The sequence below is a fragment of the Curtobacterium sp. MCBA15_004 genome, assembly GCF_001865055.2.
Lineage (GTDB): Bacteria > Actinomycetota > Actinomycetes > Actinomycetales > Microbacteriaceae > Curtobacterium.
Genome location: NZ_CP126266.1, coordinates 590,027 through 614,708, shown reverse-complemented (window position 1 = coordinate 614,708; position 24,682 = coordinate 590,027). Strand labels below are relative to the sequence as shown.

Sequence of the window (24,682 nt, the reverse complement as noted above, 5' to 3'; positions counted from 1 at the left end):
GGTGCTGACGGGGGCGGTGCTGCGGTGTCGGTCAGGCGATCGGTTCCGGGACCTGCGACGGGTGCAGGGTCCGGACGGTCACGCTGCCGGGGTCGGTGTGGTCGAGGGCGGGCACGTCGCTGCCGGGGAGCGCCGCAGCGGCGGCTCCGGTGGCGACGGCCTGGGCGAGCCGCTCGGCGGGGGTCGCACCGGCGACCTCGGCGAGCAGGTAGCCGGCGAGCGAGGAGTCCCCCGCGCCGACCGTGGACCGCGCGGTGATGCGCGGTGCCGCGGCGGCGAAGGCCCCCTCGTCCGAGACGAGGACGGCGCCGGCGCTGCCGAGCGTGAGCAGCACGGCGTCGACGTGCTTGTCGCGGAGGCGCTGGGCGGCCACCGCGGCGGCGGCGGGGTCGCGCTCGTAGCCCTTCGGGTCGCCGCCGACGACCTCGGCGAGCTCCTCGGCGTTCGGCTTGACCAGGTCGATGCGCTCACCGGACTGCAGGAGCGCCGTGAAGGGGACGCCCGACGAGTCGACGGCGATGCGGACCTGGTCCCCGTGCCGCCGGCGGACCGCGCGGACGAGGACCGCGAGCGCGTCGTCCGGGAGCCCGGGCGGCAGCGAGCCGGCGAACACCACCCAGCGTGCGGCCGGTCCGGTCGCGGTGGGCCCGGCGGCGTCGGCGACGAGCGCGGCGAGGTCGTCCAGGCGGCCGGCGAGCGAGGGCCCGGGCTCGTTGAGCTTCGTCGTGGTGCCGGTCGGCTCGGTCACGGTCACGTTCGACCGGAGCGGGGTGCCGATCGGCAGCGCGGCGGTCGGGATGCCACGGGTCGCGAGCCCGAGCAGCACGGGGTCGAGCTCGTCCCCGGGCAGGACCGCGAGGGTGTCGCCGCCGCTGGCCACGACGACCCGGGAGACGTTGACGCCCTTGCCGCCGGGCTCGGCCGTCGTGTGCACGGCACGCTGGACGGCACCGCGCTGCAGCTCCCCGGCGAGCTCGATCGTCCGGTCGAGGGACGGGTTGGGCGTCACGGTGACGATGCGGGTGCTGGCGGTGCTGCCGGTGGCAGCGCTGGTCCGGTTCATGCGACCACGACCTCCACGTCGGCGTCGGCGAGCGCCACGGCGAGGTCCGCCGGGGGCTCCTGGTCGGTGACGAGCGTGTCGATCTCGTCGAGGCGGGCGAAGCGCATGAGCGCCTCGACCCCGTGTTTGGCGGCGTCGGCGAGGACCACGCTGCGGCGGGCGGCGAGCACGTAGGCGCCCTTGACGCCGGCCTCGTACTCGTCGGGGGTGCTCAGGCCGAAGCCCGCGGACAGTCCGTTCGTGCCGACGAAGGCGATGTCGGGCCGGAGCGCCCCGATCTGCTCGACCGTGGCGGTGCCGACCGCGGCGCTCGTGACCCCGCGGACGCGGCCGCCGAGCAGGTGCAGCTCGACGTGCTCGCTGTGCTGCAGGGCGGCGGCGATCGGCACGGAGTTCGTGACGACGGTCAGCGTCGCGCCGGGCGTCGCGGGTTCCCAGCGCACGAGCTCGGCGGCGACGGCCGCGCAGGTGGTGCCGGCGTCGAGGGCGATCGAGCCGGTGAAGGTCGGCGGGACCAGGCGCATCGCGGCCCGGGCGATCGCGGTCTTCGCGGTGCCGTGCTGGCCCTCGCGCTCGGCGACGGACAGCTCCACGATGCTCGACCGTCCGACGGGGACGGCTCCCCCGTGCACGCGGCGCAGGACCCCGGCGGTCTCGAGCGCGCCGAGGTCGCGGCGGACGGTCTCGGTGGTGACGTCGAAGTGCTCGGCGAGGTCGGCGACGGACACCCGCCCGGCCGACTGCAGCGCGGCGGCGATGGCGTCCTGCCGCTCCGTTGCGTACATGCCCGAACTCCTTCGTTCCCGTTGGTTTCAGGAACTGTACGTCTGGAAGCCACACGAACGCAACTGTTCCGTCGCAGAACCAACACGAACGCAGGAACGCCCGCCCCACCGGAGCGGGACGGGCGACGGTGCGTGCGGGATCAGGAGTCGAAGGGCACCCGGTCGCTCGACCCGACGCCGGCCCGCTGCCGGTACGACAGGTGCCCGCCGAGGTACCCGCCGACCCCGACGACCGCCAGGCCGGCGAACCCGAGGGCCTTGCCAGCGGCGGTGTTGCCCTTCCGGCGCTGCCACCACGACAGCCCGAAGAACGTGATGCCGACCCAGTTCACGGCCTGGTGCACCCACCCGGTGCGGCGCTGCTCGAGGGACAGCTCGGCCCAGTCGACGTAGCCCGCCATCGAGGCGCTCCCGGCCGAGGCGATCCCGACGCCGGTGAGGGTCTGGGCCGCGCGGGCGTTCCCCTTCCCCCCGATCGTGTCGAGGACGGCCGCCGAGATCCAGGCGCCGAGCGGCACCTGCACCATCAGCGGGTGCAGCGGGTGACCGATCGGCACGCCGTGCAGCAGCTGGCGCAGCGCCTTCGGCTTGGCGATCGCGCGGACGGCGCGGGTGTCGAGGTCGACGGCCTTGTCGAGCACGCTCGCGTGCTCGATGGAGTCGGTGAGGCGACGCAGCAGGGGCAACTCAGGCATGTCCTGGACGGTAGGCCTGGAGGCCCGGTGCCGGTTCCAGGAACCGGCACCGGGCCTCCAGGCGGTCGCGCTGGGCGGACGAGCCCGACCGTCCGCGCGGATCAGACGGCCGCGAGGGCCGACGTCGGCGGGATGCGCGCGGCGCGCGCGGCCGGGTACAGCCCGGACACCCCGCCGATGACGATCGTCGCGCCGAGGCCGCCCGCGACCGCCCAGATCGGCACCGCGACCGGCCAGTGCTGGCTGATCGCGAAGGCGGCGGTCACCGCGACGCCGACGACCACCCCCGCCACACCGCCGAGCGTCGACAGCAGCAGGGACTCCACGAGGAACTGGTCCCGGATGTGCCGTCGCCGCGCGCCGAGCGCCCGCCGGACACCGACCTCGGCGCGTCGTTCGAGGACCGTGATCACCATCGTGTTCGCGACGCCGATGCCGCCGACCAGCAGCGCCACACCGCCGATGCCGACCAGGAGCCCGGTGAACGAGTCGTCGGTCGCGTTCTTCGCGGCCAGGGCGTCCGAGGGCCGGGTGACCCCGACCTCGGTCGGTGCGAGCGGCGAGACAGCACGGGCGAGGCGGTCCCGGACCGCCGCGACCTGCTCGGGGTCGACGCGGGTGTAGACCGCGCTCGGGTGCCCGTCGAAGCCGAGGTCCGCCGCGGTGGCACGCGGCACGAAGACGCTGTTGTCCAGGTCCGGGGCGAGTTCGAGTGGCGCGAGGATCCCGACGACCTGCACCCAGCGTCCGCCCGTCCAGACGCGGGTGTCGGGGTCCACCGCGTCGATGCCGAGCGCCGTCGCGGCCTCGGCACCGAGCACGACCTGGTCGGGGGCGTCGGCGCCCGGGTCGACCCAGCGTCCGTCGGCGAGCTGCCCGCCGAGGACGTCGGGCACGTCGCCCCACGTCGCCATCACCTGGATGCCGCGCGACTCGCCCTCGGGGACGAGGGCGTTGCGGTACACGTGTGCCCCCTTGACCGTGCCGACGCCCGCGGCGCGCTCGACGGCGCGCTGCCGTGCGACCGAGTCCACCGCGGTGGGCGGCAGCGGCGTCGACTCGCCGAAGGACTGCGCCTCGGTGACGGTCAGGACGTTGGTCCCGAGTGCGTCGAGCACCCGGTCCAGCTCGGCCTTGCTCGAGCTCGAGATCCCGACGACCGCGATCATCGCCGCGATGCCGATCGCGATGCCGAGCGCGGACAGGACCACACGGGTCGGACGGGTGCGGAGGCCGAACACGCCGAGGCGGAGCAGGTCGCCGAGCCCGACGCGGGAGCGGACGGCCCCGGCGCGGGACCCGACGGCCCCGGCGCCGGACCCGACGGCCCCGGCGCTGGACCGGACGGCCCCGGCGCTCACCGCGCACCTCCCGCGATCGCGTCGGCCAGGCTCCTGGCGTCCCCGCCCGTGCTGTCCTGCTGCACCTGGCCGTCGCGCATCCGCACCTGCCGGGGCAGGTCGGCGGCGAGGTCCAGGTCGTGGGTGATCACGAGCACGGTGGTGCCCTCCTCGTTGAGCTCGTGGAGCAGGTCGAGGATCGCGCCGCCGGTCGCCGTGTCGAGCGCGCCGGTCGGCTCGTCGGCGAGCAGGATCGTCGGTTCGCCGACGATCGCCCGGGCGATCGCGACCCGCTGCTTCTCGCCGCCCGACAGCTGGCCGGGACGGTGCCCCGCGCGGCGACCGAGGCCGACCCGTTCGAGCGCCCGGACCGCACGCTCGTGCCGCTCGGACCGGGACACCCCGGCGTACAGCAGGCCGTCGGCGACGTTCTCTGCCGCGGTGGCACCGGGCTGCAGGTGGAAGTGCTGGAAGACGAACCCGATGTGGTCGGCCCGGAGCACGGACAGTGCGTCGTCGGACATCCGGTCGACCGCGTTGCCGGCGATCGTCACCGTCCCGGAGGTCGGACGGTCGAGCGTCCCGATGATGTTGAGCATCGTCGACTTGCCCGAGCCGGACGGGCCGACGACCGCGACGAGCTCCCCGTGGTCCACCTCGAGCGACACCCCGCGCAGGGCCTGGACCTCGCCGTAGGACTTGACGACGTCCTGCAGCGACAGGACGGGCGACGGGGCGTGGTCGGCCGCGGACGTGCGCGCCGACGTGCGTGTCGGGTGCCGGTCGGGCCCGGGGGCCGGACGACGGGTGGACGCCATCACGGCACCACCACCCGGTCACCCTCGGCGACGTCGCCCGTCACCGCTGCCCGGCCGGAGGCCACGAACCCGACCCGGACCGGGACGCGCTTCGTGGTGCCGTCGCGCCGCACCACGTCGACGGCGAACGCATCGGCGGTGCTGCCGGCGAGCAGTGCGGACACCGGGACGCTGAGCACGTCCCGCTCGGCCTGCCCCTCGGCCTCGATGCGGGCCGAGGCGGCCGCGGGCAGCTGCCGGTCGCCCGGGTCGAAGCTGATCGTCACCGCGACGCTCGTCGTCCCGTCGTCGCCCTTGGTCGGCTCGTTGTCGACGACCTGCCCCTCGAGCGGATCGCCCGTGCCGTTCACGAGCAGCCGGACCGTCGTGCCGACGACCATCCGCTCGGCGTCACGCTGCGGGACCGTGGCGGTGACGACGCGCTTCGTGCTCGTGACCTGCAGCAGGTCACCCGCCGGCGGCTGACCGAGGACCCCGGTGACGGATTCGACGCGGACGTCGCCGTCGACGAAGACGACGTCGTTCGTCGTGATCGTCCCCGTCACCTCGAGCCCCCGGTCCTTCTGCCACCGCTGCACCGCCCGCTCCGTCCGGGGGCCGAACGTCCGGTCGACGGCGACGTCGTAGCCGAGCGCCGCGAGGTTCTCGTTGAGCTGCTGCACGTCGTCGCCCTTGCGCCCGCGCTCGAGCGTGCGCCACATCGGCGTCGCGCCGACCATCGCCCGGACGGGACGTTCGTCGACCGCGTAGAGCGGCTCGTCGCGGTGGACGACCTGGCCCGGCTTCGGCAGCCAGGTCGGCGTGCCGGACGCCGCACCGGGTACGCCGGTCGGTTTGCCGTACCCGAGCGAGCCCGAGAAGGTCTTCGTGTCGACGAGGTCGCCCTTCGTCACCGGCGCGGTCTCGTGGTGCCGCTGGGCCGTGGACTCCGCCGACGCGGGCGTCGACGACGGCAGGCTCGTGAGTGCCCACCCACCGACCCCGGCGCCGAGGACCGCGACGACGGCCGCCGCGACGACGAGCTTCCGGCTGCTGCGCTGCGCGGTCACTCGCCCTGCTCCTTCTGGTCCTCCGCGGCGATCTCGCTGGAGCACTTGTCCACGGCAGCGTCGGCGGCCGGGTTGCGCTCGAGGATCGGGGCGCGCGCATCGACGTCGTCCGGGAAGTCCGCGATGCCCTCTCGCCGCACGCACGCCGCGACCTCGGCGTCCCACGCGTCGAGCTCGGCGTCGGACCGGGGCTTCGCCGAACCCGCCGCACCGTCGCCGCTGTCGCGCAGGCACTGCTGCAGGTCCTGCTGGAACTGCGCGGCGTCGGCGCCCTTCGGAATCCGCAGTTCGAGGTGCTCCTTCGTGTCCTGGTCCGGGTAGTCGTAGCCCTTCTCCCGCAGGCAGCTCTCGTACCCGCCCGTGCCGGCGGCGTTCGTGCTGCCGCCCGACGGCTGCCCGGCGGTGGAGCACCCGGCCAGGGTGCCCGCGAGCACCAGGAGCCCGGCGGCGGTCGTGGTGCTGGTGGTGGTGCGCTTCGTCATGTCGCTCTCTCTGTTCGTGCGCGTGCGTGCTGTTCGTGCGCGTGCGTGCGGGCTCGGAGCCGGGTCAGCCGACCTGCTGCTGCTTCGTGTCGGACGAGAACTCGGCCAGGCACGCGGACACGGTCTGCTGGAAGCCGTCCTCCGACGACCGGGGGTACGACTGGAAGTCCAGAGCCCCCGGTCGCTGCTCGGGCAGGTCCGGGTAGCCGTGCTCACGGATGCAGTCCGCGACCTCGGCGTACTCCCGTTCCCACCGCTGCTTGTCCGCGGTGCTCGCCCCCGTCACGCCGAGCGACTCGGCGCACTCCTTCGATGCGCGCGCGAACGCCTCCTGGTCGACGCCGTCCGGTGTCGTGACGGCCCCGGACCGGACGGCGTCGTCCTGGGGGTCGGTCACGTCGAACCCGGCGTCCCGCATGCAGGAGCCCCAGCGTTCGCCGAGACCGGCGGCGGAGGAGGAGGACGTGGACGAGGAGGAGGCCGACGGCGTCGCGGTGCAGGCGGCCAGCGGCAGGGCCAGCCCGGCGGTGAGGACGAGGGCGACCGTTCGGAGTGCGGTGGTGTGCTTCATGTCACCCAGTCCAGCGGAGCGGGCGTTTCGTGCCGGGTGTCCGTCAGGTCACGTCGACGAAACACCGACGCGGATGCGCAGACCACCCTCGGCCAGCGCGTCGATCGCCAGGGCCCAGCCGTGCGCCCGGGCGATCGCGGCGACGATCGACAACCCGAGGCCGCTGTGCCGCCGCACGGCGCGGTCGCCCGAGTCGGGGCATCGCCGGAAGGGCTCGGTCAGCTCGGCCACGACCTCGTCCGGCACGACCGGTCCGGTGTTCTCGACCGTGAGTCCCGCGGCGTCCAGGGCGATCCGGACGGTCCCGCCGGCGCGGTTGTACTCGACGGCGTTGTCGACGAGGTTGAGGACGAGCTGCTGCGTGAGCACGGGTTCCGCGGGCACGACGAGCGACGCCGGGGCGTCCACGGACACGAGCACCCGGACGTCGAGCCCGTCCGCCGCCGCGGAGCAGCCCGTGACGACGTCGTCGACGACGGCACCGAGGTCCACCCGCTCGACCCGGCCGTCCAGACCGCGGTCCGCCTCGGCCAGCACGAGCAGGCTCTCCACCAGGTGTTCGGTGCGACGGTTCTGCTCGAGCAGCTCGTCCCGGACGGCGTCGAGCCGGGGGTCCCCCTCGGGCATCCCGATCTGGAGTGCCGCGCGCTGCACGGCCAGCGGGGTCCGGAGCTCGTGCGACGCCTGGGCCACGAAGTGCCGCTGGCTGTCGAACGCCGCCTCGAGCCGGTCGAGCAGTTGGTCGATCGTCCGCGAGAGCCGACGGAGTTCGTCGTCGGGACCGTCCAGGCCGATCCGCTCGTGCAACGTCGACGCCGAGATGCGGTTCGTGCGGTCGGTGATGCGGTCGACGGGCCGGAGCATCCGACGGCTGACCCACCACCCGAGGACACCGGCGATGCAGCCCGACCCGGCGACGCCGATCGCGGACCACTGCCACTGCGCCTGGGCGACGAGCTGGATGGTCGCGCCGCCGACGGCCACCGACGCGTCGCCGCCCTCGGCACCGTCCGTGGGCCCGTCGCCGCCGACCGCGCCCTGCTCGGTCGCTCGGTCCGGGTCCGACGCCGGAGCGTGGTCCTGCCCGCCGTCCCGCCGGCCGTCGTCCCGCTGCTCACCGTCCCCCTGCCCGTCGGGCACCTGCCGGACCGACGCGAACGCCGGCTGGTCCGCGACCGACCACAGCGCCGAGACGTTCACGAACGCGAGTACCCCGGCCGTCAGCGCCATCGACGTGAGCGCGAACACGACCGCGGTGCGGGTCCGGATGCTCCACGAGCGCATCAGAGCGTGTAACCCTGCCCGGGGAGCGTCCGGATCGGGTCCGGCTCCCCGAGCTTCCGCCGGAGCTTCGACATCGTCACGCGGACCGCGGTGGTGAACGGGTCGACGTTCATGTCCCAGACCTTCTCGAGGAGCTCCTCGGCCGAGACGATCCGACCCTCGGCGCGCAGCAGGGTCTCGAGCACGCCGAACTCCTTGGCGGTGAGGTCGAGGTGCCGACCGTCACGCGTCGCGACCCGGCGGTTCGAGTCGAGCAGCAGGCCACCACGCTCGAGCACCGGCGCGACCGGGGCGACCGCCCGACGGCCCAGTGCCCGGACCCTGGCCACGAGCTCCGGGTACTCGAACGGCTTCGCCAGGTAGTCGTCCGCACCGAGTTCGAGTCCGGCGACGCGGTCGGTCAGCGAGGTCGCCGCCGTGAGCATCAGGATCCGGGTCAGCGAGCCACGCGCGGCGATCCGCCGAGCGACCTCGTCCCCGTGCACCCCGGGCAGGTCGCGGTCGAGCACGACCACGTCGTAGTCGTTCACGGTGAGCAGTTCGTCGGCGTGGTCGCCGCGGTAGGCGACGTCCACCGCCATGTGCTGCTGGGTCAGACCCCTCGCCACGAGGTCGGCGAGGGCGATCTCATCGTCGGCAACCAGGACACGCATCGAAACATCACATCAGATGTACCTATGAGTGGGCTTGGATGCTCCCGCCCGTCCGCCGACGCAGTCGACGCCACGCGACGCGACGCGAGCAGGCAGGAGCGGCCGCCTCTCGACGGCACGCGGCCGTGCTGACGGACGGGAGGCGCGGTGCCAGCCGGCACCGCGCCTCCCGTCCGTCCGTGCCCCGTGCGGGCCGCGGCTCACTCCTCGACGATCTCCGCCAGTTCGAACGGCTCGACGGTGAGGCCGTCGCCGCCGTCGGCGACGTCGACGCGCACCGTGTCGCCGTCGCGGACGTCCCCGGCCAGGATCGCGCGTGCCAGCTGGTCGTCGATCTGCCGCTGCATGAGCCGGCGCAGCGGTCGCGCGCCGTACACCGGGTCGTGCCCCCGCTCGGCGAGCCAGGTCCGGGCAGCGGGCGTGACCGCGAGCTCGAGTCGGCGGTCGGACAGCCGCCGCGCGAGCCGGTCGACGTACAGCGAGACGATCTGCCCGAGGTCGTCGGCCGTGAGCGACTGGAACACCACGATGTCGTCGAGACGGTTCACGAACTCGGGTCGGAACGCCTGCTGGACCAGCTCGCGGACCCCCTCCTCGCGCTGCTCGGCGGTGAGCGCCGGGTCGGTCATGAACTGCGACCCGAGGTTCGAGGTCAGCACGAGGATCGTGTTGCGGAAGTCGACCGTCCGGCCCTGCCCGTCCGTCAGGCGGCCGTCGTCGAGCACCTGGAGCAGGACGTCGAACACCTCGGGGTGCGCCTTCTCGACCTCGTCGAGCAGCACGACCGAGTACGGGCGGCGCCGGACGGTCTCGGTGAGCTGGCCGCCGGCCTCGTACCCGACGTAGCCGGGTGGGGCGCCGATGAGCCGCGCGACCGAGTGCTTCTCGCCGTACTCGCTCATGTCGATGCGGACGAGGGCCTTCTCGTCGTCGAACAGGAACTCGGCGAGCGCCTTGGCCAGCTCGGTCTTGCCGACACCGGTGGGGCCGAGGAACAGGAACGAGCCCGTCGGACGGTCCGGGTCGGAGATGCCCGCGCGGGTGCGCCGGACGGCCTCGGACACGGTGCTGACCGCCGCGCGCTGCCCGATGATCCGCCGGCCGAGCTCGGTCTCCAGGTGCAGGAGCTTCTCGGTCTCGCCCTGCAGCAGTCGGCCCATCGGGATGCCGGTCCACTGGGCGATCACGGCGGCGATGTCCTCGTCCGTGACGCTGTCGTTCACCATCCGGTCGGCGCTCTCGGCCTGCTCGGCGGCGGCGAGCTCGGCCTCGATGCGCGGCTTCTCGCCGTACTCGAGCCGCGAGACGGTCTCGTAGTCGGCCTCGCGCTGTGCCCGCTGGCTGCGCATGTTCAGCTCGTCGAGCTCCTGCTTCAGCTCACCGATCCGGTTCAGGCTCGCGCGCTCGGCCTGCCAGCGCCGCTCGAGCTCGTCGAGGCGCTCCTGCCGTCCGGCCAGCTCGTTCCGCAGCGTCTCGAGCCGGGCCTTCGACGCGTCGTCCTTCTCCTGCTTGAGCGCGAACTCCTCGACGCGCAGCCGGTCGACGGAGCGCTTCAGCTCGTCGATCTCGACCGGGCTGGAGTCGATCTCCATGCGCAGACGACTGCCCGCCTCGTCGATCAGGTCGATCGCCTTGTCCGGGAGCTGCCGACCGGAGATGTAGCGGTTCGACAGGCTCGCGGCGGCGACCAGTGCGCTGTCGTTGATGGTCACCTTGTGGTGCGCCTCGTAGCGCTCCTTGAGTCCGCGGAGGATCGCGACCGTGTCCTCGACGCTCGGCTCCCCGACGAACACCTGCTGGAAGCGTCGCTCGAGCGCGGCGTCCTTCTCGATGTACTCGCGGTACTCGTCGAGGGTCGTCGCACCGATGAGCCGCAGCTCGCCGCGGGCCAGCATCGGCTTGAGCATGTTCGAGGCCGCGACCGACCCCTCGCCACCGCCGGCGCCCATGAGCGTGTGCAGCTCGTCGATGAAGGTGATGACCTGCCCGTCGGAGTCGTCGATCTCCTTGAGCACGGCCTTGAGCCGCTCCTCGAACTCGCCGCGGTACTTCGCACCCGCGATGAGCGCCGACATGTCGAGCGACACGAGCCGCTTGTCCTTGAGGGAGTCGGCGACGTCACCGGCGACGATGCGCTGCGCGAGCCCCTCGACGACGGCGGTCTTGCCGACGCCGGGCTCGCCGATGAGCACGGGGTTGTTCTTCGTCCGCCGGGTCAGCACCTGCGACACGCGCCGGATCTCGGCGTCGCGGCCGATCACCGGGTCGAGCTTGCCGCTGCGTGCGATCGCGGTGAGGTCGACGCCGTACTGCTCGAGTGCGGTCTTCTGGCGCTCCTGGGAGTCAGGGGCGCCCTGGAGGTTCGCCATGCGTGTCGTCCTTTCGTCACGTTGTGGTGTGGCCCGGTCGCTCGTCGCGGCCGGACCGGAAGCCATCGGACCCATCCTGAGTCCACCTGACTCAACTTTACCGCCGGGGCCGACATTCCCGCCACCGGGCGCAACTCCGACGAAACACCCCGCACGCTGTGGTGGTGGCATGACCACGACAGCCACGCGACGGGACCACGCCGTCGCTCCCCCACCACACGATCGACCGCGACGGCTGGACGGCCTCGACCTCGCCCGCGGGCTCGCCGTCCTCGGGATGATCACCGCGCACTTCGGACCCTTCACCCCCGAGTTCGCCTGGACGGACCCGGGCACGTGGTCCCGGGTCGTGGACGGACGCTCGGCGGTGCTCTTCGCCCTCTGCGCCGGGGTCTCCCTGACCCTGATGACCCGTCCGCGCCCCGACGAGGGGCCGACGGCACTGGTCGACCACCGCCGACGGGTGCTCCTGCGGGCCGTCGCGCTCTTCGTCGTCGGGGCCCTCCTGACGGCACTGGGCACCCCGGTGCTCGTGATCCTCCCGACGTACAGCGTGTGCTTCGTGGCGACGCTGCCGTTCCTCCGCGCCCGGACGCGGACGGTCGCACTCGTGGCCGCGGGCGCGCTCCTGGTCGGTCCGGTCGTGTGGATCGCCGGACTGCCGAGCATGCTCTTCGCGCCGAGCGACCCGCTCGTCAAGGGCGTGCTCTTCGGCGGCTACCCGGGCATCACCTGGTGGGGCATCGTCCTGGTCGGCCTCCTCGTCGGCCGGCTCCCGCTGCACGCCACCCGGACGCAGGCGGCCCTGGTCGGCACCGGTGGCGTGGCCGCCGCGGTCGGGTACGGCGGAGGTGCGCTCGTCCGCCGGGCGCTGGGGCTCCCGCCGACGAGCGGCCCGGTCGGCAGCAGCAGCGCGGCCGGCAGCAGCGCGGCCGGCAGCAGCGCGGCCGGCAGCAGCGCGTCGGGCGGGAGTGGCGGGTCGTCCGCCGCGACACCGTCGGACGCTCCCGTGCTGCAGCCGCAGGGTGGCGGCACCCTCGAGCACCCCGAGATCGACTGGAGCTTGCTCACCGCGATCGACCCGCACGCCGGCTCGACCCCGGAGGTGCTCGGCGCCCTCGGCGTCGCGGTCGCCGTGCTCGGGCTGTCCCTCCTCGTCGCGGGTCGGGCCGGACGGCTCCTCGCGCCCGTCCGCGCCGTGGGGACCCTGGCGCTGACGGTCTACGCCGCGCACATCGTGGCGTTCGCCGTGCTCGAACGCACCGCCGACGCGTGGCTCGCCGAGGGCTGGATCCCGGCCGTGTCGATCATGGTGGGCGCGATCGTGCTCGCGACGGCCTGGCGGGCCCGACTCGGCACCGGGCCGCTCGAGCGCCTGGTCAGGTGGGCGAGCCGGAGCCTCGACGGTCCGGGTCGACGATCCCGAACCAGCTGACCACCGCACCGGCGACGAGGAGCACCGCCATCACGACCGCCGCCCGGTGCAGGCCGGCGGTGCTCATCGCGCCGCCGAGCACCACCCCGGCGAGCGCGACCGTCACGAGGCCGGCGACCCGGGCCACCGCGTTGTTCACCGCGGAACCGGCGCCGGCCTCGTCCTGCGGCACCGACCCGAGCACGGCACTCGTGAGCGGCGACACCATGAGCGCGATCCCGACGCCCACGAGCACGAGGGCGGGGAACACCGACCACCAGTACGCCGTCGGGTCCGACCCGGCCCCGAGCACCAGCAGCGCTCCGGCCGCCGCCACGAGCGGGCCCGCCGTCATGAACCGGCGCGGGCCGTGCCGCCCGGCCGCCGCACCGACCGTCGTCGACAGTGCCAGCAGCACGACGGTCGGCGGCAGGGTCGCGATCCCGGCGAGCCAGGCGGGGAAGTGCCAGACCTCCTGCAGGAACAGCGTGACGACGAAACCCACCATCCCGAGGGCGCCGTAGACGGACAGCGTGGCGAGGTTCCCCACCGTGAAGTTCCGCGCGCGGAACAGCACGAGGGGCACGAGCGCCGTGCCACCGGCTGCGGTGACCCGGCGCTCCCACGGGACGAACGCGACGAGGGCCGCGCCGCCGAGCACGAGCGCCAGGACCACCACCGGCGACGCCCACCCGAGCCGCTCCTGCTCGATGAGCCCGAGCACGACCCCACCGACCCCGACCACGGTGAGCACCGCACCGACGACGTCGATCCGCGGGCGGGCACCGGACACCACGTCGCCCGTGATGCGCCGGACCAGCACGATGGTCACCGCGATGGGCACCGCGGTGAGCACGAAGATCCACCGCCAGCCGATGCCGTCGACGATCACCCCGCCGAGCACCGGCCCGACGATGACCGCCGCGCTCGACCAGGCCGTCCACGTCCCGATCGCCTTCGCCCGGGCGGCGCCGGAGAACGCGGCGACGATGAGTGCGAGCGCACTGGGCGTCACGAGTGCCCCGCCGACGCCCTGCAGCGCGCGTGCCACCACGAGCAGCTCGCCGTTCGGCGCCACGGCGCACCCCACCGAGGCGAGGCCGAAGACCACGAGCCCCCAGGTCACGATCCGCACGCGGCCGTACAGGTCCGACAGCGCGCCCGCGACGAGGATGAGCGACCCGAGCGTCACGAGGTAGGCGTCCACGATCCACTGCTGCACGACGAGGCCACCACCGAGCTCGGAGCGGACCGCCGGCAGGGCGACGTTCACCACGCTCGAGTCGAGCCCGACGACGAACGACGCCAGGACCGCGACGACGAGCACCACGCGCCGGTCGTCACGGAGCGGCGCGTGCTGCGGCGCCTTCGGGTGCGGAGCGGTCATCCGCCCATCCTGCCCCGGCCCGGACGCCTGCCTCCGGGGCATCACGTCCCCCGGACCCACCACGACGGGCGCCACCGCCCGCACGCCCCCGCGTTGCCCGCACCCACGACGGCGGCACCACCCGCACGGACGGCCCCGGAACGACGACGTCCCCCGCGACCGATGGTCGCGGGGGACTGCCGACAGGACGGGGCTGGGTGTCCTGGTCTGGGTGTCCTGGTGTCGAGGACCAGGCCGACCCGCTACTTGCGCAGGTCGGTGTTCGGCTGCACGGACGGGCCCGGGTTGACCACCGGCTGGCCCGTCTGCTGCGCCGAGACGTCGGGGGCGACCGTGGTGTTCACGGTGCCGTCGACGTTCGTGGTCTTCTTGTCGTCGCTCATCTCCTTCTTGAAGATGTTGATCGACTGTCCGAGGCCCTTGGCGAGGGCCGGGAGCTTGGTGGCTCCGAAGAGCAGGATGACGATCCCGAGGATGATCAGCAGGTGCATCCCACCGAGGCCTTGCAACATGGTGACTCCTTGATCTGGATCCGGGGACCGTCTGCGTCGTCGTCGACGTGGGCGGCGGAAGTCCGTCGTCCCATCATCGTAACCCGGTCCCCCGACGATGCCCACACGAGCGGGCCAACCGACACCGGACGCTCAGCCTGCCGCATCCGGTGTCGGCGTGACCTCAGCGGAGGTGTTCGTCCAGCGTCGTGAGCACCGGCGCGTCCACGACGAGCCGCGCCTGCTCGTCCGTGAGCCCCCGGAGCCGGAAGTCCACGCGCTCCCCGGGCAGCAGGGTCATGAACCCGCGGTCCACCGTCCCGGTCGGGGCGAGCCGGTCCGGCTGCACGAGCAGGTCCCGCACGACGGAGGCCGCCTCGACCGTCAGGTCGTGCCCGTCGCCGTCGGGCGCCGGTGTCACGGTCGCCCGGAACCGTGCGGTCTCCCACTGCACGTCCTTGTCCGGCGCGCCGGTCCAGACGGCACGCCGCCAGTCCATGTCCGCCACGACGAGCTCGCGCGTCGGGTCGTCGAGCACGCCGACCGACTCGGGGAGGGCGACCACCGCGACGCCGGCCGACGACAGCCGGACGGGCAGCGTGGCCTCGGCGAGGATGACGCCGGTGACGCTCATGCGCCGGACCCGGACGACGCTGTCGTGCCCGGTGCGGGTCGAGCGGACGGCGACCTCGATCGGCGAGTGCCCGAACGCCCCGGGCGACACCCCGAGCGAGCGTTCGACCTGGTCGTGAGCCGGCACCTCGAGCGACAGGGTGTCCGACCCGACGCCGGTGTCCCCCGGACCGGACGCGGCGAGCCCCTCCTCGGGGACGTCCGACGAGAGGGTGTCGGCGGGACCGGCCACCCCGGCGGCGGAGGCGGCGGGACCGTCGTGATCCGCGCCTCCAGGCCGGACCGCCGACGTGCCGTCGACGGACGTGCCGTCGACGGACGCGCCGTCGGCCGACGGACCCTCCACCGTGCGGACGCCCACCGCCGGACCGTCCACCGGACGGATCGTCAGCAGCACGTCGTCGTACAGCCGTCGCAGCTCGTGCGCCAGCGGCTTCAGCCGCCCCGCCGAGTCGATCGCCGACCACGAGGACACCGGCCACAGGTCGTTGAGCTGCCAGACCACGACACCGGTGTTGCGCGGCCAGTGCGTGCGCCAGTGCTCGACACCCGTCGCGATCGCCCGGGCCTGCTGCAGCTGCGTCAGGTAGAGCCACCGGTCGAGGTCCGCGGGGTCGACCTCACCGAAGCGCGGCGCGATCCCCCGCGCGAGCTTCGCCATCCCGTCGGCCGCCTTCTGGTGGTGGACCACACCGGGTGAGTCGACGCGCAGCGGCTCGTCCGTCACGGCCTCGCGCAGCGTGCGCCAGGCCGGCGGCGCCTGCCACCCGAACTCGGACACGAAGCGCGGCACCGAGTCCCGGTAGTGGTCGTCGGACAGGCGGTTCCAGACGTCCCAGGAGTGGTGCGTCTCGTGGTCGACGTCGTTCGCGGGGAGCGACTCCGAGCCCGACCACGGCGACGCCACCGTGTAGAAGCGCGACGGGTCGACCGCGTCGACGATCGTCGGCAGCAGGTCGAGGTAGTAGTCGAGGCCCCACCCACGGTCACCGAGCGCCTCCGCCCAGCCGTCGACGTCGTGCAGCCAGATGTTCTCGTTGTTGCCGTTCCACACCACGAGCGAGGGGTGCCGCGCCAACCGGGCGACGTTGTCCCGCGCCTCGGCGACGACCTCGCTCCGGATCGGTTCGATCTCAGGGTACGCGGAGCAGGCGAACGCGAAGTCCTGCCACACGAGCAGGCCGAGTTCGTCGCAGACCTCGTAGAAGTCGCCGGACTCGTAGACGCCGCCGCCCCACACCCGCACCAGGTTCGTGCCGAGCTCGGCGGCCACACGGAGCCGAGCGGACAGCCGGGCACGGTCGACGCGGGACACGATGACGTCGTCGGGGATCCAGTTCACACCGCGCACGTCGATCGGTGTGCCGTTCACCACGATCGTGAAGGGCTTGCCGACCGCGTCGTCGGCGGTGTCGATGCGCGCCGACCGGAAGCCGGTCCGCGACGTCCGGCGGTCGAGCACCTCGCCGTCCACGGTCTGCAGCTCGACGGTCACGTCGTACAGGTGCTGGTCGCCGTACCCGCGCGGCCACCAGCGCTGGACCTCGGGCACGCGCACGGTGACGACGACCTCGTCGTCCTTCGGCGTCAGCTGCGCCCGGGAGCGCTGCCGCGTCGTGCCGCCGTCCGCGGTCGCTCCGCTCACGGTGACGACGAGCACGAGGTCGTCGTCCTCGCCGTCCTGGTCGAGGTCGTTCATGCCGGAGCGCTCGACCGCGACGTGGGCGTCGAGCACGCCCTCGCCCGCGTCGACGTCGACGAGGGGCTTCACCTCGGCGAGCCGCGCCGTCGACCAGCGCTCGATCGCGACCGGGCGCCAGGGACCGCTCGTGACCGCGGTCAGCCCCCAGTCCCAGCCGAAGTTCGACGCCGTCTTGCGCACGTAGGGGAAGGGCTCGTCGTACGGGCCGGGCATCGCACCGGCCTTGGCGGCGACGCGGCCGGCCTCGCGGTACGGCGACTCGAACAGGATCTCGAGCTCCCGCTCCCCCGCGGTCCCGGGCAGGTCGTTGAGGTCGAAGCGGTAGCGCCGGTGCATGTTGCGGGTCGAGCCGACGACCACCCCGTCCAGGCTCAGTTCGGCGACGGTGTCGAGGCCCTCGCACACCAGGTCGACGCGCTCGGCGCCGCGCGGAGCGACGTCGACGGTGCGGCGGTACGTCCAGTCCGCGCGGCCGACCCACTTCGCGGCCTCCTCGTTCCGGTCGAACGTCGGGTCCGGCAGCAGTCCCTCGCGCTCCAGGTCGGTGTGCACCTGCCCCGGGACCGTGGCCCGGATCGAGCGACCGGCGATGTCGGCGGGTGCGCCCTCCGGGAGCTGCTCCCCCGAGATCGCCACGGTCCAGTCGTCGCGGAGTTCCTCGCGCTCGAGGGTCATGCGGGTCCTTTGCTGGGCGGACGGGACGGGCGGACGGGCCGCCGGACAGGTCCTGTCCCGCGGTCCTGACACCGGCCGGCGGTCGTGCCCGTGGCCGGTGGACCGGACGGGAGGCACGGCACCGGTCGCCCAGGCGTCGTCGCGTCCACGCGCGCGGACGACGGGCGCCGCGCGCGGGGGTGCTCGGGAATGCTAGTACGGGCACCTCGCCGGCACCTTCCCGACGGTCCGGGGACCGCGGTCGCGAGCCGGGCCGCGAGGTGGTGTGCCGGTCTGGCCGGCCGCGCCGGCCGGACCGTGCCCCGCCGGCCCGACCGCGCCCCGCCGGCCCGACCGCGCCCCGCCCGCGCCCCGCCCGCGGTGGCAGGCTGGGCCCGTGATCACCGTCGAACTCGCCCGCGCCCTCCGCGACGCCGGACTCCGCTGGCACCCGGACACCGGCGACCGCTTCGTGATCGACAAGGCCGGGGTCGACGACGACGTGTACACCGTCTCCGAGATGACCGTCGAGCGGCACGACCACCCGACGGGCACCGTGCTCGGCTTCAACGGCACGACCGAGTGGGCGCTCGACTCCGTCACCGCGGACGAGTCGCTCTGGCTGCCGCGCGAGGACCAGCTCCGCACGCTCCTCGGGCCGGCGTTCGTGTCGCTCTCCGCGGGGTGCACGGTCACGGCGACGATCGACGGGGAACGCCGGGAGTTCACCGACCCGGACGCCGCCGAGGCGTACGGGGCCGCCCTGCTCGCCTACATCGAGGCGTCGCTCGCCTGACGGACGTCGCAGACCGCCCACCGGGGACGCCGACCGTGATCGCCCGGTCGGCACCGGCGGTCGGCGCAGACCGCCCACCGGGGAGGCCGGACGTGGTCGCCCGGTCGCCCCCGGTGGCCGGTCACGAACTCACCGGCCCGTCGGCCGATCCCGGCGGCCCGCGGTCACCCCCCGGGCGGCGCGCACGTGACGGCCGGTCACGACGGTCCGGCGCAGGCCTGGACGCCCTGCGGACCCGCGAGCGGAGCGCAGCCGGGCCACGGCCACGGCCACACCGAGCAGCAGCAGGACCACCGCTGCGGGCAGCCCGTACCCGAGCACCTCCGACCCGGTGAAGGCCAGTGCGCCGGGTAGCGCCACGACCGGCACACGATCACGGACGGTGGCTGAGCTGACCACCACGCATCGCGCACTCGGCTCCGTCCCGTCGCCCGCGCGGGCGACGTCGCCCTCCACCTGTGAGGTGAACACGACCTCCCCGGCGCGGAGGTCCGCCTCGGTCACGGTGTGGAACGGGCCCGTGCACTCGGTGACGGCACCGGGCTCGAGCACCGTCGCCGCGCAGGTCAGGTCACCGCTCGCCGCGCGCCGCAGGTCGTGCAGCACGAGGTTGCCCGTGTGCCGCACCTCGGCGAGGACGGCCACGCGGTCGCCGGGACGGACCGGAGCGGTCACGGGCACGGTGTCCCCGCCCGCGCCACGCCGCACGACCCGGGTCTGCAGGTCGAGCACGGCGGACGCGCGGAGTCCGACGTGCACCGCGTCCTCCGCCGTGACCTCGACCGCCGACGGCGCGACCGCCGACGCGTGGAGGGTGAACGACACCTGCCCGCGCTCGACGTCGTCCTGGGTGAGGACCAGGTCCGGCACGGTGCAGGTGACCGCCGTGTCCGGAGCGATCGGCGCCTCCGGACAGTCGATCGGCAGCTCCGGGTGCTCGACGAACGAGCCGGAGGGGCCGCGGAGCGTCACGTTGCCGGCGTTCGCCACCGTGACCGTGGACGCGACGTGGTCGCCGGGCCGCGGGAGGTCGTCGTCCGTCCGGCCGAGGTGCGCGGTGACGTGGGCCTCCAGGACCGGGCGGCGCTCGCCGTCCACCCCGGCAGCGGCGCGGGCCGTGACCCGGGCGTCGTCCGCGCCCGTCCCGCCGACGCTGAACCGGACGTCGGACCGCCCCGCGTCGACGTCCTCCTGGGTCAACGGGTACCGGTCCACCTCGCAGTCCACCGATGCGCCGGCCGGGAGCTCGCCCGCCGGACACCGCACGCCCAGGTCCGGCCGGTCGTCGGCCACGGCCGTGACGTCCCGCACGGTGGTGTTGCCCGTGTTCCGCACGACGAGCCCGGGTGCCACGCGGTCGCCGGCACGCGGCGGGCCGTGCCCCTCCGGCGCGAGCTCCGCCGACGCCGTGGCCGACAGCTCGGTCCGCCGTGGGAGCGGGAGGCTCGTCTCGGCGCGGGCCGTCGCGTCGGTACCGTCCGGGGCACGACCGTGGATCGGCGCCGCGAAGTCGACGGCACCCCGGTCGACGTCCGTCCGGGTCAGCGGGTACGTGCCCCGGACCGCGCACGAGGTGGAGGCTCCGGGGGCGAGCGCCACACCGGGGCACGCCACCACCAGGTCCCCGCGCCCGTCGACCGACGCCGTGAGGTCCCGCAGGGTCACGTTGCCGTCGTTGCGCACCGTGAGGTGCAGCGTGACCGGGTCCCCGGCGGTCGGTTCGTGGTCGGGCCGGTCCGCCGTGAGCATCCCGGAGACGGTGGGGGCAGCGGCCGTCGTCGCGACCCTCGCGGAGGCCGTCGCCGTCACGCGCTGTCCGGCCCGCGAGGTCGCCGTTGCGGTCACCGCGTCGTCGATCGCGCCCACGTCGAGGTCCGCCTGCACGACCGGCCGCGGAGCGGACGAGCAGACCGTCGAGGCAGCGGGGGCGAGGTCGGTCGTCCCGCACGTGGTCGGACCTGCAGTGCCGACGACGCGGAGGTCGTGCACGGGTGTGTTCCCTCCGTTCCGCACCGTCGTGGCGAAGGACAGGTCCTCACCCAGGTCCGCGACGGCGTCGGCGCCCGTGAGGACCGGACGTTCGCTGGCCACCAGGGCGTTCTGCTCGGGCAGGAACGTCACCCGCGCGGGCTCCGGCAGATCGACACCTCGGTGCGTGACGACGTCCTCGCGGTCCAGGGTCCCGGTCCCGGCGACGTCCGAGGTCACGTCGAGCGACACCGCGCAGTCGACGGCGTCCGCGGCGAGGTCGCCGCGGACGGTCAGGGTGCCGTCACCCGGACCAGCGGTGACGGTGACGCCCCGGCACGCGCTCTCGACACGGGGTTCAGCGGCGATGCGGACGTCCTCGGGCAGCCGCTCCGAGAACGACCAGCCGGGCTTCGACCCGAGCTCCGACGTGTTCACGACGCGCGCCGTCATCCGCGCGGTCCCGCCCACGACCGGGGTCCCGGCGAAGCTGTTCACCAGTCGCGGGGTCGAGTCGAACACCGAGACCCCGTCGATCGCGCCGTCGTTGCCCTCGGACGCGGTCTGCTGGTTCCGGAGTCGCCAGCGCACTTCCGTGCCGTCGAGGAGCAGGCCACCCGGGGACACGAACGAACCCGCACGGACGACGTCACCACCGGCCGTCCAGGACCGGGCACGGCGGTCCGTGCACGGGTCGATCGCTGCCGCGACCGGGCGTTCCGCGGTCCCCTCGACGAGGCTGAAGGCGAGCAGCGGGTGCGCCAGGTCGCAGGACGCAGCCGCGGCGTCGACGCCGAACGAGACGAACCGGCCGGGCGCGCCGAGGGCGGTCCCCTCGGTGGCCTCGACCTCGACCGCGCTCGCCGGGATCGACCGGTCGAGGGTCCAGGCGCTGACGGCGTGGTTCGTCCGGGGATCCGTGCCGTTGACCTGTCCGAGGACGTCGGACAGGTTGCGCAGGTGTGCGTTCGCGGAGCACCCGACGACGTCGGAACTGATCCGGCTCGTGACGACGCCGTTGCACTGTGCCGGGTCGATCCACGACGGGTCAGCCCGGTACCGCTGTCCCGCGGACCCGACGTACTGGTCGAGCATCCGCGGCGCGGTCCCCGTGCCGTGCTCGAAGTCCTCCGACGCGCGTACCACGGGCGGGGCGTTGGCCGCGGTCGCCTCGGGGGCTGCTCCCCCGAAGGCGGGGAGCCCGGTCGCTCCCGGTTCGGCGCTCGTGTCGCCCCCACGGGGGGCCGCGGCCACAGGACTGTCCGGCACCCACCAACTCCCCGCCGTCGCCGACGCGATCATCACGGTCGCGAGGACGGCGAGCCGGAGTCGACACTCACGTGTCGTTCTGTATGTGAAGTACATACACTCCTCATACCGGCGGAGGGGCGTGGTGTCCGCCCGTTCGCAACCGAGATGCTCGCGGCATCCGGTCCGGTCCGCGCAGGGGGACGCGCCCGGCTGGACGTTCCCGGGAAGCCCGCTGCGCACCGTTTGGTTGCATGGCGTCATGACCGTTCCGAACATCACGCTCAACGACGGCAAGACCATCCCCCAGCTCGGCTTCGGGGTGTTCCAGATCGAGCCGGAGAACACGAAGGAAGCCACCCTCACCGCCCTCGAGGTCGGCTACCGCCACATCGACACCGCCGAGATGTACGGCAACGAGAAGGAGGTCGGCGAGGCCATCGCCGAGTCCGGCATCGACCGCTCGGAGATCTTCGTCACGTCCAAGCTCAACAACGGGTTCCACGACCCCGTGGCGGCGCTCGAGAACGGCAAGAAGTCGGCCGACCTGCTCGGCGGCTACACCGACCTCTTCCTCATCCACTGGCCGCTGCCGACCGTGTCGGACTTCGTGCCCACCTGGAAGGCGATGGAGGAGCTGTACCGCGGCGGCACCGCCCGCTCGATCGGCGTCTCGAACTTCCAGACCCACCACCTCAACCGCCTCGCGAGCGAGACCACGATCACGCCGGCCGTGAACCAGATCGAGGTGCACCCGTACCTCGTCCAGGAGGAGCTCCGCGCCTACGGCCGCGAGCACGGCATCGCGACCGAGGCCTGGTCGCCGATCGCGCAGGGCCTCGTGCTCGACGACGAGACCATCACGCGCATCGCCGGCAACACCGGCAAGACCCCGGCGCAGGTCGTCCTCCGCTGGCACATCCAGCGCGGCGACATCGTGTTCCCGAAGTCGGTCACCCGCTCGCGCGTCGAGGAGAACTTCGCGATCTTCGACTTCGAGCTCTCCGACGACGACATGACCGCGATCACGTCGCTCGACAAGGGACACCGCACCGGGCCCGACCCGGACACGTTCGACTACGTCCCGGCCTGACGGCCGCCGGTCGCGTGACGCGACCAGGGAGACGACGGGAGGCCCGTGGCTGCGCAGCCACGGGCCTCCCGTCCGTCGTCCGGCCCTGCCGGGCTCACGCCCGGCGGGACGCGGTGACCGTGAACTTGTCGGTCCGCACCACCTGCCGCGTCGGCCCGACCGCGCGTTCGAGCGCCGGTCGGTAGCGCAGGTGCGAGTTCCAGACGCACCACAGTTCACCGCCGGCCTGGAGGATCGTGGCCGCGTTCCGGAACATCGCCTCGGCCGCGTCGGTGCTCACGGTCGTGTCCTCGTGGAAGGGCGGGTTGCAGAGCACGAGCTGCGCGGACCCCGCGTCGAGCTCGTCGCCCGCGTCCGACCGCGTCACGCGCACCCGGTCGGCGACGCCGTTCGCCTCGGCCGTCGCGCGCGTCGACAGCACCGCCGCCCGGGACACGTCCGTCGCGACGACCTGGAGGCGCGGACGCCGACGCGCGAGCACGGTCGCGATCACCCCGTTGCCGCAGCCGAGGTCGACCGCGACGCGCGCCGTCGGCACCGCCTGGTCGGCGACACCGAGCAGGACACGGGTGCCCTGGTCGAGCGAGGCGCCGGCGAAGACCCCACCGTGCGCGACGATGGTCATGCCGAGCTCGTCGACGTGCACCGAACGCGGCCAGGGCTGGGTGGTGTCGGCGCGGGTCGCGGCCGCCCGGAGCGGGTCCTGCGCGATGAGCAGCCGGGACTTGCCGCGTCCGCGGGAGGCCGTCACCTCGCCGAAGTAGCGGCGCAGCACGTCGTTCTGCGACAGGTTCATGTGCTTCGAGACGCCACCGCAGAGCAGCACGGCGTCGGGGGCCGCCCACCGTGCGACGGCCCGGGCGACCTCGTCGAGCCGGTCGTTCGACTTCGACAGGCGCAGCAGTACCAGACGGACGTCGCGGAAGGCCTGCTCGAACGACTCCGGGTGGTGGAAGCCCCGCCGACCGAACGTGCCCGCGTTCGCCTCGAGGGCGCGCACCCCCACGAGGGAGTCCTGCACCACCCGGACGTCGGACGCCCCGTGCACGGTGATCGCGCCGATGGTCAGGACGCCGTAGCGGTCGTCGACGACGGCGACCTCACCCGGCTGCCGGAGTGCGTCGCCGTGCACGTGGGGTGCCTCGTCGAGGATGAAGCGGTCGGTGCCGTCGATCGCGATGAGGTCCGCCGCGTCGTCGGGGCGGCGGCGGAACAGGTCGGCGAAGTCGGGTGGCACGGCGCCACCCTACCGACGGGTGCCGTCCGACACGGGGGACGACGTCGGTATATCACACGTCGTCGGAGCGTTCCGCGGTCGTACGCTCGGACCGGTGCGCCTCCGGGAGCGGGGTCGGCACCGACGAGGGGAAGGGGCCGCATGTTCGCGACGGTGGATGCCGAGGGACGCCCCCGGCTGCGCGACCAGGCCCGGGAGCGCCTGCGCGGCGAGATCCTCGACGGTTCCCTGCCGCCCGGTGCACGACTCGACGACGTCGAGCTCGCCGTCCGCCTGCGGTGCTCGCGCACCCCGGTCCGCGAGGCGCTGTCCGACCTCGCGCACGCCGGGCTCGTCGAGTTCCGCCCGAACCGGTACACGCGCGTCACCGTCCCCCGGCGCGAGGAGATCGTCCCGTCGATGCAGGCCCTCGGACTGCTGTTCGGCGGCGTCGCGCGGACGACCGTCCCGGTGCTGAGCGACCGGAGTCGCACGCGGTTGTTCCGCGCCCTCGGCGAGCTGCTCGACCAGATGGGCACGGCACGCGGGTGCAGCCCGCCCGACACCGCCTCACGCCTCTACCGCGACCTCATCGCCGAGTGCCGGAACCCGCTGCTGGCGTCGACGCTGCGCAGTGCTGCGGACGGGCTGACGTTCCGGCTCCGCCACGAGGAGCTCCGCTCGGCACTGCCGTGGGAGCACGTGCGCAACGGGATCGTCGCACTGCGGGTCGCGATCGACTGCCGTGACGGCCGGCTGGCCGAGCGTGCGGTGGCGACGATCCACCTCCTGCCGGACCCGGACCGGGACCGGGACCGAGATCCGGGCCGGGAGCGGGAGCGGTGACACCGCCGGGCACGGGCCACACGCCGCCGTGCGCCCGGGCGGAGGACGTCGTCCCCCGGCCGCCGCGCTGCACGGCCGGGGGCGCGTCACCCCTGCCCTGAACACCGGCCTGCGGCTCCCTGCCC

Annotated in this window: 20 protein-coding genes; 4 read left to right on the top strand and 16 right to left on the bottom strand. The window is 73.8% G+C overall.

Translation table 11 applies throughout. The features are described 5' to 3' along the window. Positions 1-31: 31 nt before the first annotated feature. From QOL16_RS02945 to QOL16_RS02895, 11 genes are all read right to left on the bottom strand, one after another. Positions 32-1,063, bottom strand: a complete 1,032-nt coding sequence (locus QOL16_RS02945; RefSeq protein WP_071284337.1) for a 1-phosphofructokinase family hexose kinase — start codon at positions 1,061-1,063, stop codon at positions 32-34. Further along, positions 1,060-1,848: a DeoR/GlpR family DNA-binding transcription regulator gene (locus QOL16_RS02940; RefSeq protein WP_065963097.1), complete on the bottom strand. Its 789-nt coding sequence runs from the start codon at positions 1,846-1,848 to the stop codon at positions 1,060-1,062. Before QOL16_RS02940 ends, QOL16_RS02945 begins: the two co-directional genes overlap by 4 nt. Positions 1,849-1,988: 140 nt before the next feature. Beyond that, positions 1,989-2,543: a DUF2231 domain-containing protein gene (locus QOL16_RS02935; protein WP_139266383.1), complete on the bottom strand. Its 555-nt coding sequence runs from the start codon at positions 2,541-2,543 to the stop codon at positions 1,989-1,991. 101 nt (positions 2,544-2,644) lie between these two features. After that, complete coding sequence (locus QOL16_RS02930) at positions 2,645-3,904, bottom strand: ABC transporter permease (protein WP_217637628.1); 1,260 nt, start codon at positions 3,902-3,904, stop codon at positions 2,645-2,647. After that, on the bottom strand, positions 3,901-4,701 hold the full coding sequence (locus QOL16_RS02925) for an ABC transporter ATP-binding protein (protein ID WP_083395008.1): 801 nt from the start codon (positions 4,699-4,701) through the stop codon (positions 3,901-3,903). Before QOL16_RS02925 ends, QOL16_RS02930 begins: the two co-directional genes overlap by 4 nt. After that, a complete protein-coding gene (locus tag QOL16_RS02920) occupies positions 4,701-5,750 on the bottom strand; it encodes an efflux RND transporter periplasmic adaptor subunit (RefSeq protein ID WP_071284331.1) in 1,050 nt (349 codons plus the stop codon). The genes QOL16_RS02925 and QOL16_RS02920 overlap by 1 nt, the downstream gene beginning before the upstream one ends. Next, positions 5,747-6,232 (bottom strand): hypothetical protein, encoded by a 486-nt coding sequence (locus QOL16_RS02915; protein WP_071284328.1) that lies wholly within the window; start codon positions 6,230-6,232, stop codon positions 5,747-5,749. Before QOL16_RS02915 ends, QOL16_RS02920 begins: the two co-directional genes overlap by 4 nt. A 64-nt stretch (positions 6,233-6,296) precedes the next feature. Then, positions 6,297-6,803: a hypothetical protein gene (locus QOL16_RS02910; RefSeq protein WP_065963108.1), complete on the bottom strand. Its 507-nt coding sequence runs from the start codon at positions 6,801-6,803 to the stop codon at positions 6,297-6,299. Between the two features lie 48 nt (positions 6,804-6,851). Next, a complete protein-coding gene (locus QOL16_RS02905; protein WP_071284324.1) occupies positions 6,852-8,087 on the bottom strand; it encodes a HAMP domain-containing sensor histidine kinase in 1,236 nt (411 codons plus the stop codon). Continuing rightward, the gene (locus QOL16_RS02900) at positions 8,087-8,740 is read right to left on the bottom strand and encodes a response regulator transcription factor (RefSeq protein WP_305411316.1); all 654 of its coding nucleotides are present in this window, start codon (positions 8,738-8,740) and stop codon (positions 8,087-8,089) included. Before QOL16_RS02900 ends, QOL16_RS02905 begins: the two co-directional genes overlap by 1 nt. 200 nt (positions 8,741-8,940) lie before the next feature. After that, complete coding sequence (locus QOL16_RS02895; RefSeq protein WP_083394092.1) at positions 8,941-11,109, bottom strand: ATP-dependent Clp protease ATP-binding subunit; 2,169 nt, start codon at positions 11,107-11,109, stop codon at positions 8,941-8,943. A gap of 169 nt (positions 11,110-11,278) precedes the next feature. Between QOL16_RS02895 and QOL16_RS02890 the strand changes: the two genes are divergently transcribed. Beyond that, on the top strand, positions 11,279-12,544 hold the full coding sequence (locus QOL16_RS02890; RefSeq protein ID WP_305411314.1) for a heparan-alpha-glucosaminide N-acetyltransferase domain-containing protein: 1,266 nt from the start codon (positions 11,279-11,281) through the stop codon (positions 12,542-12,544). On the opposite strand, the gene QOL16_RS02885 is transcribed toward QOL16_RS02890, so the two are convergent. From QOL16_RS02885 to QOL16_RS02875, 3 genes are all read right to left on the bottom strand, one after another. After that, complete coding sequence (locus tag QOL16_RS02885; RefSeq protein WP_071283893.1) at positions 12,489-13,910, bottom strand: MFS transporter; 1,422 nt, start codon at positions 13,908-13,910, stop codon at positions 12,489-12,491. The genes QOL16_RS02890 and QOL16_RS02885 overlap by 56 nt on opposite strands. Before the next feature lie 242 nt (positions 13,911-14,152). Then, positions 14,153-14,422, bottom strand: coding sequence for a twin-arginine translocase TatA/TatE family subunit (tatA, locus tag QOL16_RS02880; protein WP_071248946.1), 270 nt, complete (start codon positions 14,420-14,422; stop codon positions 14,153-14,155). Positions 14,423-14,585: 163 nt separating this feature from the next. Continuing rightward, complete coding sequence (locus QOL16_RS02875) at positions 14,586-17,411, bottom strand: glycoside hydrolase family 2 protein (protein WP_071283896.1); 2,826 nt, start codon at positions 17,409-17,411, stop codon at positions 14,586-14,588. Between the two features lie 376 nt (positions 17,412-17,787). Here QOL16_RS02875 and QOL16_RS02870 point away from each other — a divergent pair, with 376 nt between their 5' ends. Beyond that, positions 17,788-18,186: a pilus assembly protein CpaE gene (locus QOL16_RS02870; RefSeq protein ID WP_071283899.1), complete on the top strand. Its 399-nt coding sequence runs from the start codon at positions 17,788-17,790 to the stop codon at positions 18,184-18,186. A gap of 129 nt (positions 18,187-18,315) precedes the next feature. Here the strand turns inward: QOL16_RS02870 and QOL16_RS02865 are convergent, their stop codons facing one another. After that, positions 18,316-21,408, bottom strand: a complete 3,093-nt coding sequence (locus QOL16_RS02865; protein WP_071283903.1) for a hypothetical protein — start codon at positions 21,406-21,408, stop codon at positions 18,316-18,318. Positions 21,409-21,664: 256 nt separating this feature from the next. Here QOL16_RS02865 and QOL16_RS02860 point away from each other — a divergent pair, with 256 nt between their 5' ends. Continuing rightward, positions 21,665-22,495, top strand: a complete 831-nt coding sequence (locus QOL16_RS02860; protein WP_071283913.1) for an aldo/keto reductase — start codon at positions 21,665-21,667, stop codon at positions 22,493-22,495. A 94-nt stretch (positions 22,496-22,589) separates the two neighbouring features. Here QOL16_RS02860 and QOL16_RS02855 read toward each other — a convergent pair whose 3' ends face one another. Beyond that, on the bottom strand, positions 22,590-23,732 hold the full coding sequence (locus QOL16_RS02855; RefSeq protein ID WP_071283917.1) for a class I SAM-dependent methyltransferase: 1,143 nt from the start codon (positions 23,730-23,732) through the stop codon (positions 22,590-22,592). Positions 23,733-23,873: 141 nt separating this feature from the next. Here QOL16_RS02855 and QOL16_RS02850 point away from each other — a divergent pair, with 141 nt between their 5' ends. After that, entirely contained in the window at positions 23,874-24,557 is a 684-nt protein-coding gene (locus QOL16_RS02850; protein ID WP_071283921.1) for a GntR family transcriptional regulator, read from the top strand. The last annotated feature ends 125 nt before the right edge of the window (positions 24,558-24,682 follow it).

What these genes read in the sequence shown, in the direction of transcription:
- QOL16_RS02945 (WP_071284337.1), bottom strand. Translation starts at nt 1,063, where the DNA reads ATGAACCGGACCAGCGCTGCCACCGGCAGCACCGCCAGCACCCGCATC.
- QOL16_RS02940 (WP_065963097.1), bottom strand. Translation starts at nt 1,848, where the DNA reads ATGTACGCAACGGAGCGGCAGGACGCCATCGCCGCCGCGCTGCAGTCG.
- QOL16_RS02935 (WP_139266383.1), bottom strand. Translation starts at nt 2,543, where the DNA reads ATGCCTGAGTTGCCCCTGCTGCGTCGCCTCACCGACTCCATCGAGCAC.
- QOL16_RS02925 (WP_083395008.1), bottom strand. Translation starts at nt 4,701, where the DNA reads ATGGCGTCCACCCGTCGTCCGGCCCCCGGGCCCGACCGGCACCCGACA.
- QOL16_RS02915 (WP_071284328.1), bottom strand. Translation starts at nt 6,232, where the DNA reads ATGACGAAGCGCACCACCACCAGCACCACGACCGCCGCCGGGCTCCTG.
- QOL16_RS02910 (WP_065963108.1), bottom strand. Translation starts at nt 6,803, where the DNA reads ATGAAGCACACCACCGCACTCCGAACGGTCGCCCTCGTCCTCACCGCC.
- QOL16_RS02905 (WP_071284324.1), bottom strand. Translation starts at nt 8,087, where the DNA reads ATGCGCTCGTGGAGCATCCGGACCCGCACCGCGGTCGTGTTCGCGCTC.
- QOL16_RS02900 (WP_305411316.1), bottom strand. Translation starts at nt 8,740, where the DNA reads ATGCGTGTCCTGGTTGCCGACGATGAGATCGCCCTCGCCGACCTCGTG.
- QOL16_RS02895 (WP_083394092.1), bottom strand. Translation starts at nt 11,109, where the DNA reads ATGGCGAACCTCCAGGGCGCCCCTGACTCCCAGGAGCGCCAGAAGACC.
- QOL16_RS02890 (WP_305411314.1), top strand. Translation starts at nt 11,279, where the DNA reads ATGACCACGACAGCCACGCGACGGGACCACGCCGTCGCTCCCCCACCA.
- QOL16_RS02885 (WP_071283893.1), bottom strand. Translation starts at nt 13,910, where the DNA reads ATGACCGCTCCGCACCCGAAGGCGCCGCAGCACGCGCCGCTCCGTGAC.
- tatA (WP_071248946.1), bottom strand. Translation starts at nt 14,422, where the DNA reads ATGTTGCAAGGCCTCGGTGGGATGCACCTGCTGATCATCCTCGGGATC.
- QOL16_RS02875 (WP_071283896.1), bottom strand. Translation starts at nt 17,411, where the DNA reads ATGACCCTCGAGCGCGAGGAACTCCGCGACGACTGGACCGTGGCGATC.
- QOL16_RS02860 (WP_071283913.1), top strand. Translation starts at nt 21,665, where the DNA reads ATGACCGTTCCGAACATCACGCTCAACGACGGCAAGACCATCCCCCAG.
- QOL16_RS02850 (WP_071283921.1), top strand. Translation starts at nt 23,874, where the DNA reads ATGTTCGCGACGGTGGATGCCGAGGGACGCCCCCGGCTGCGCGACCAG.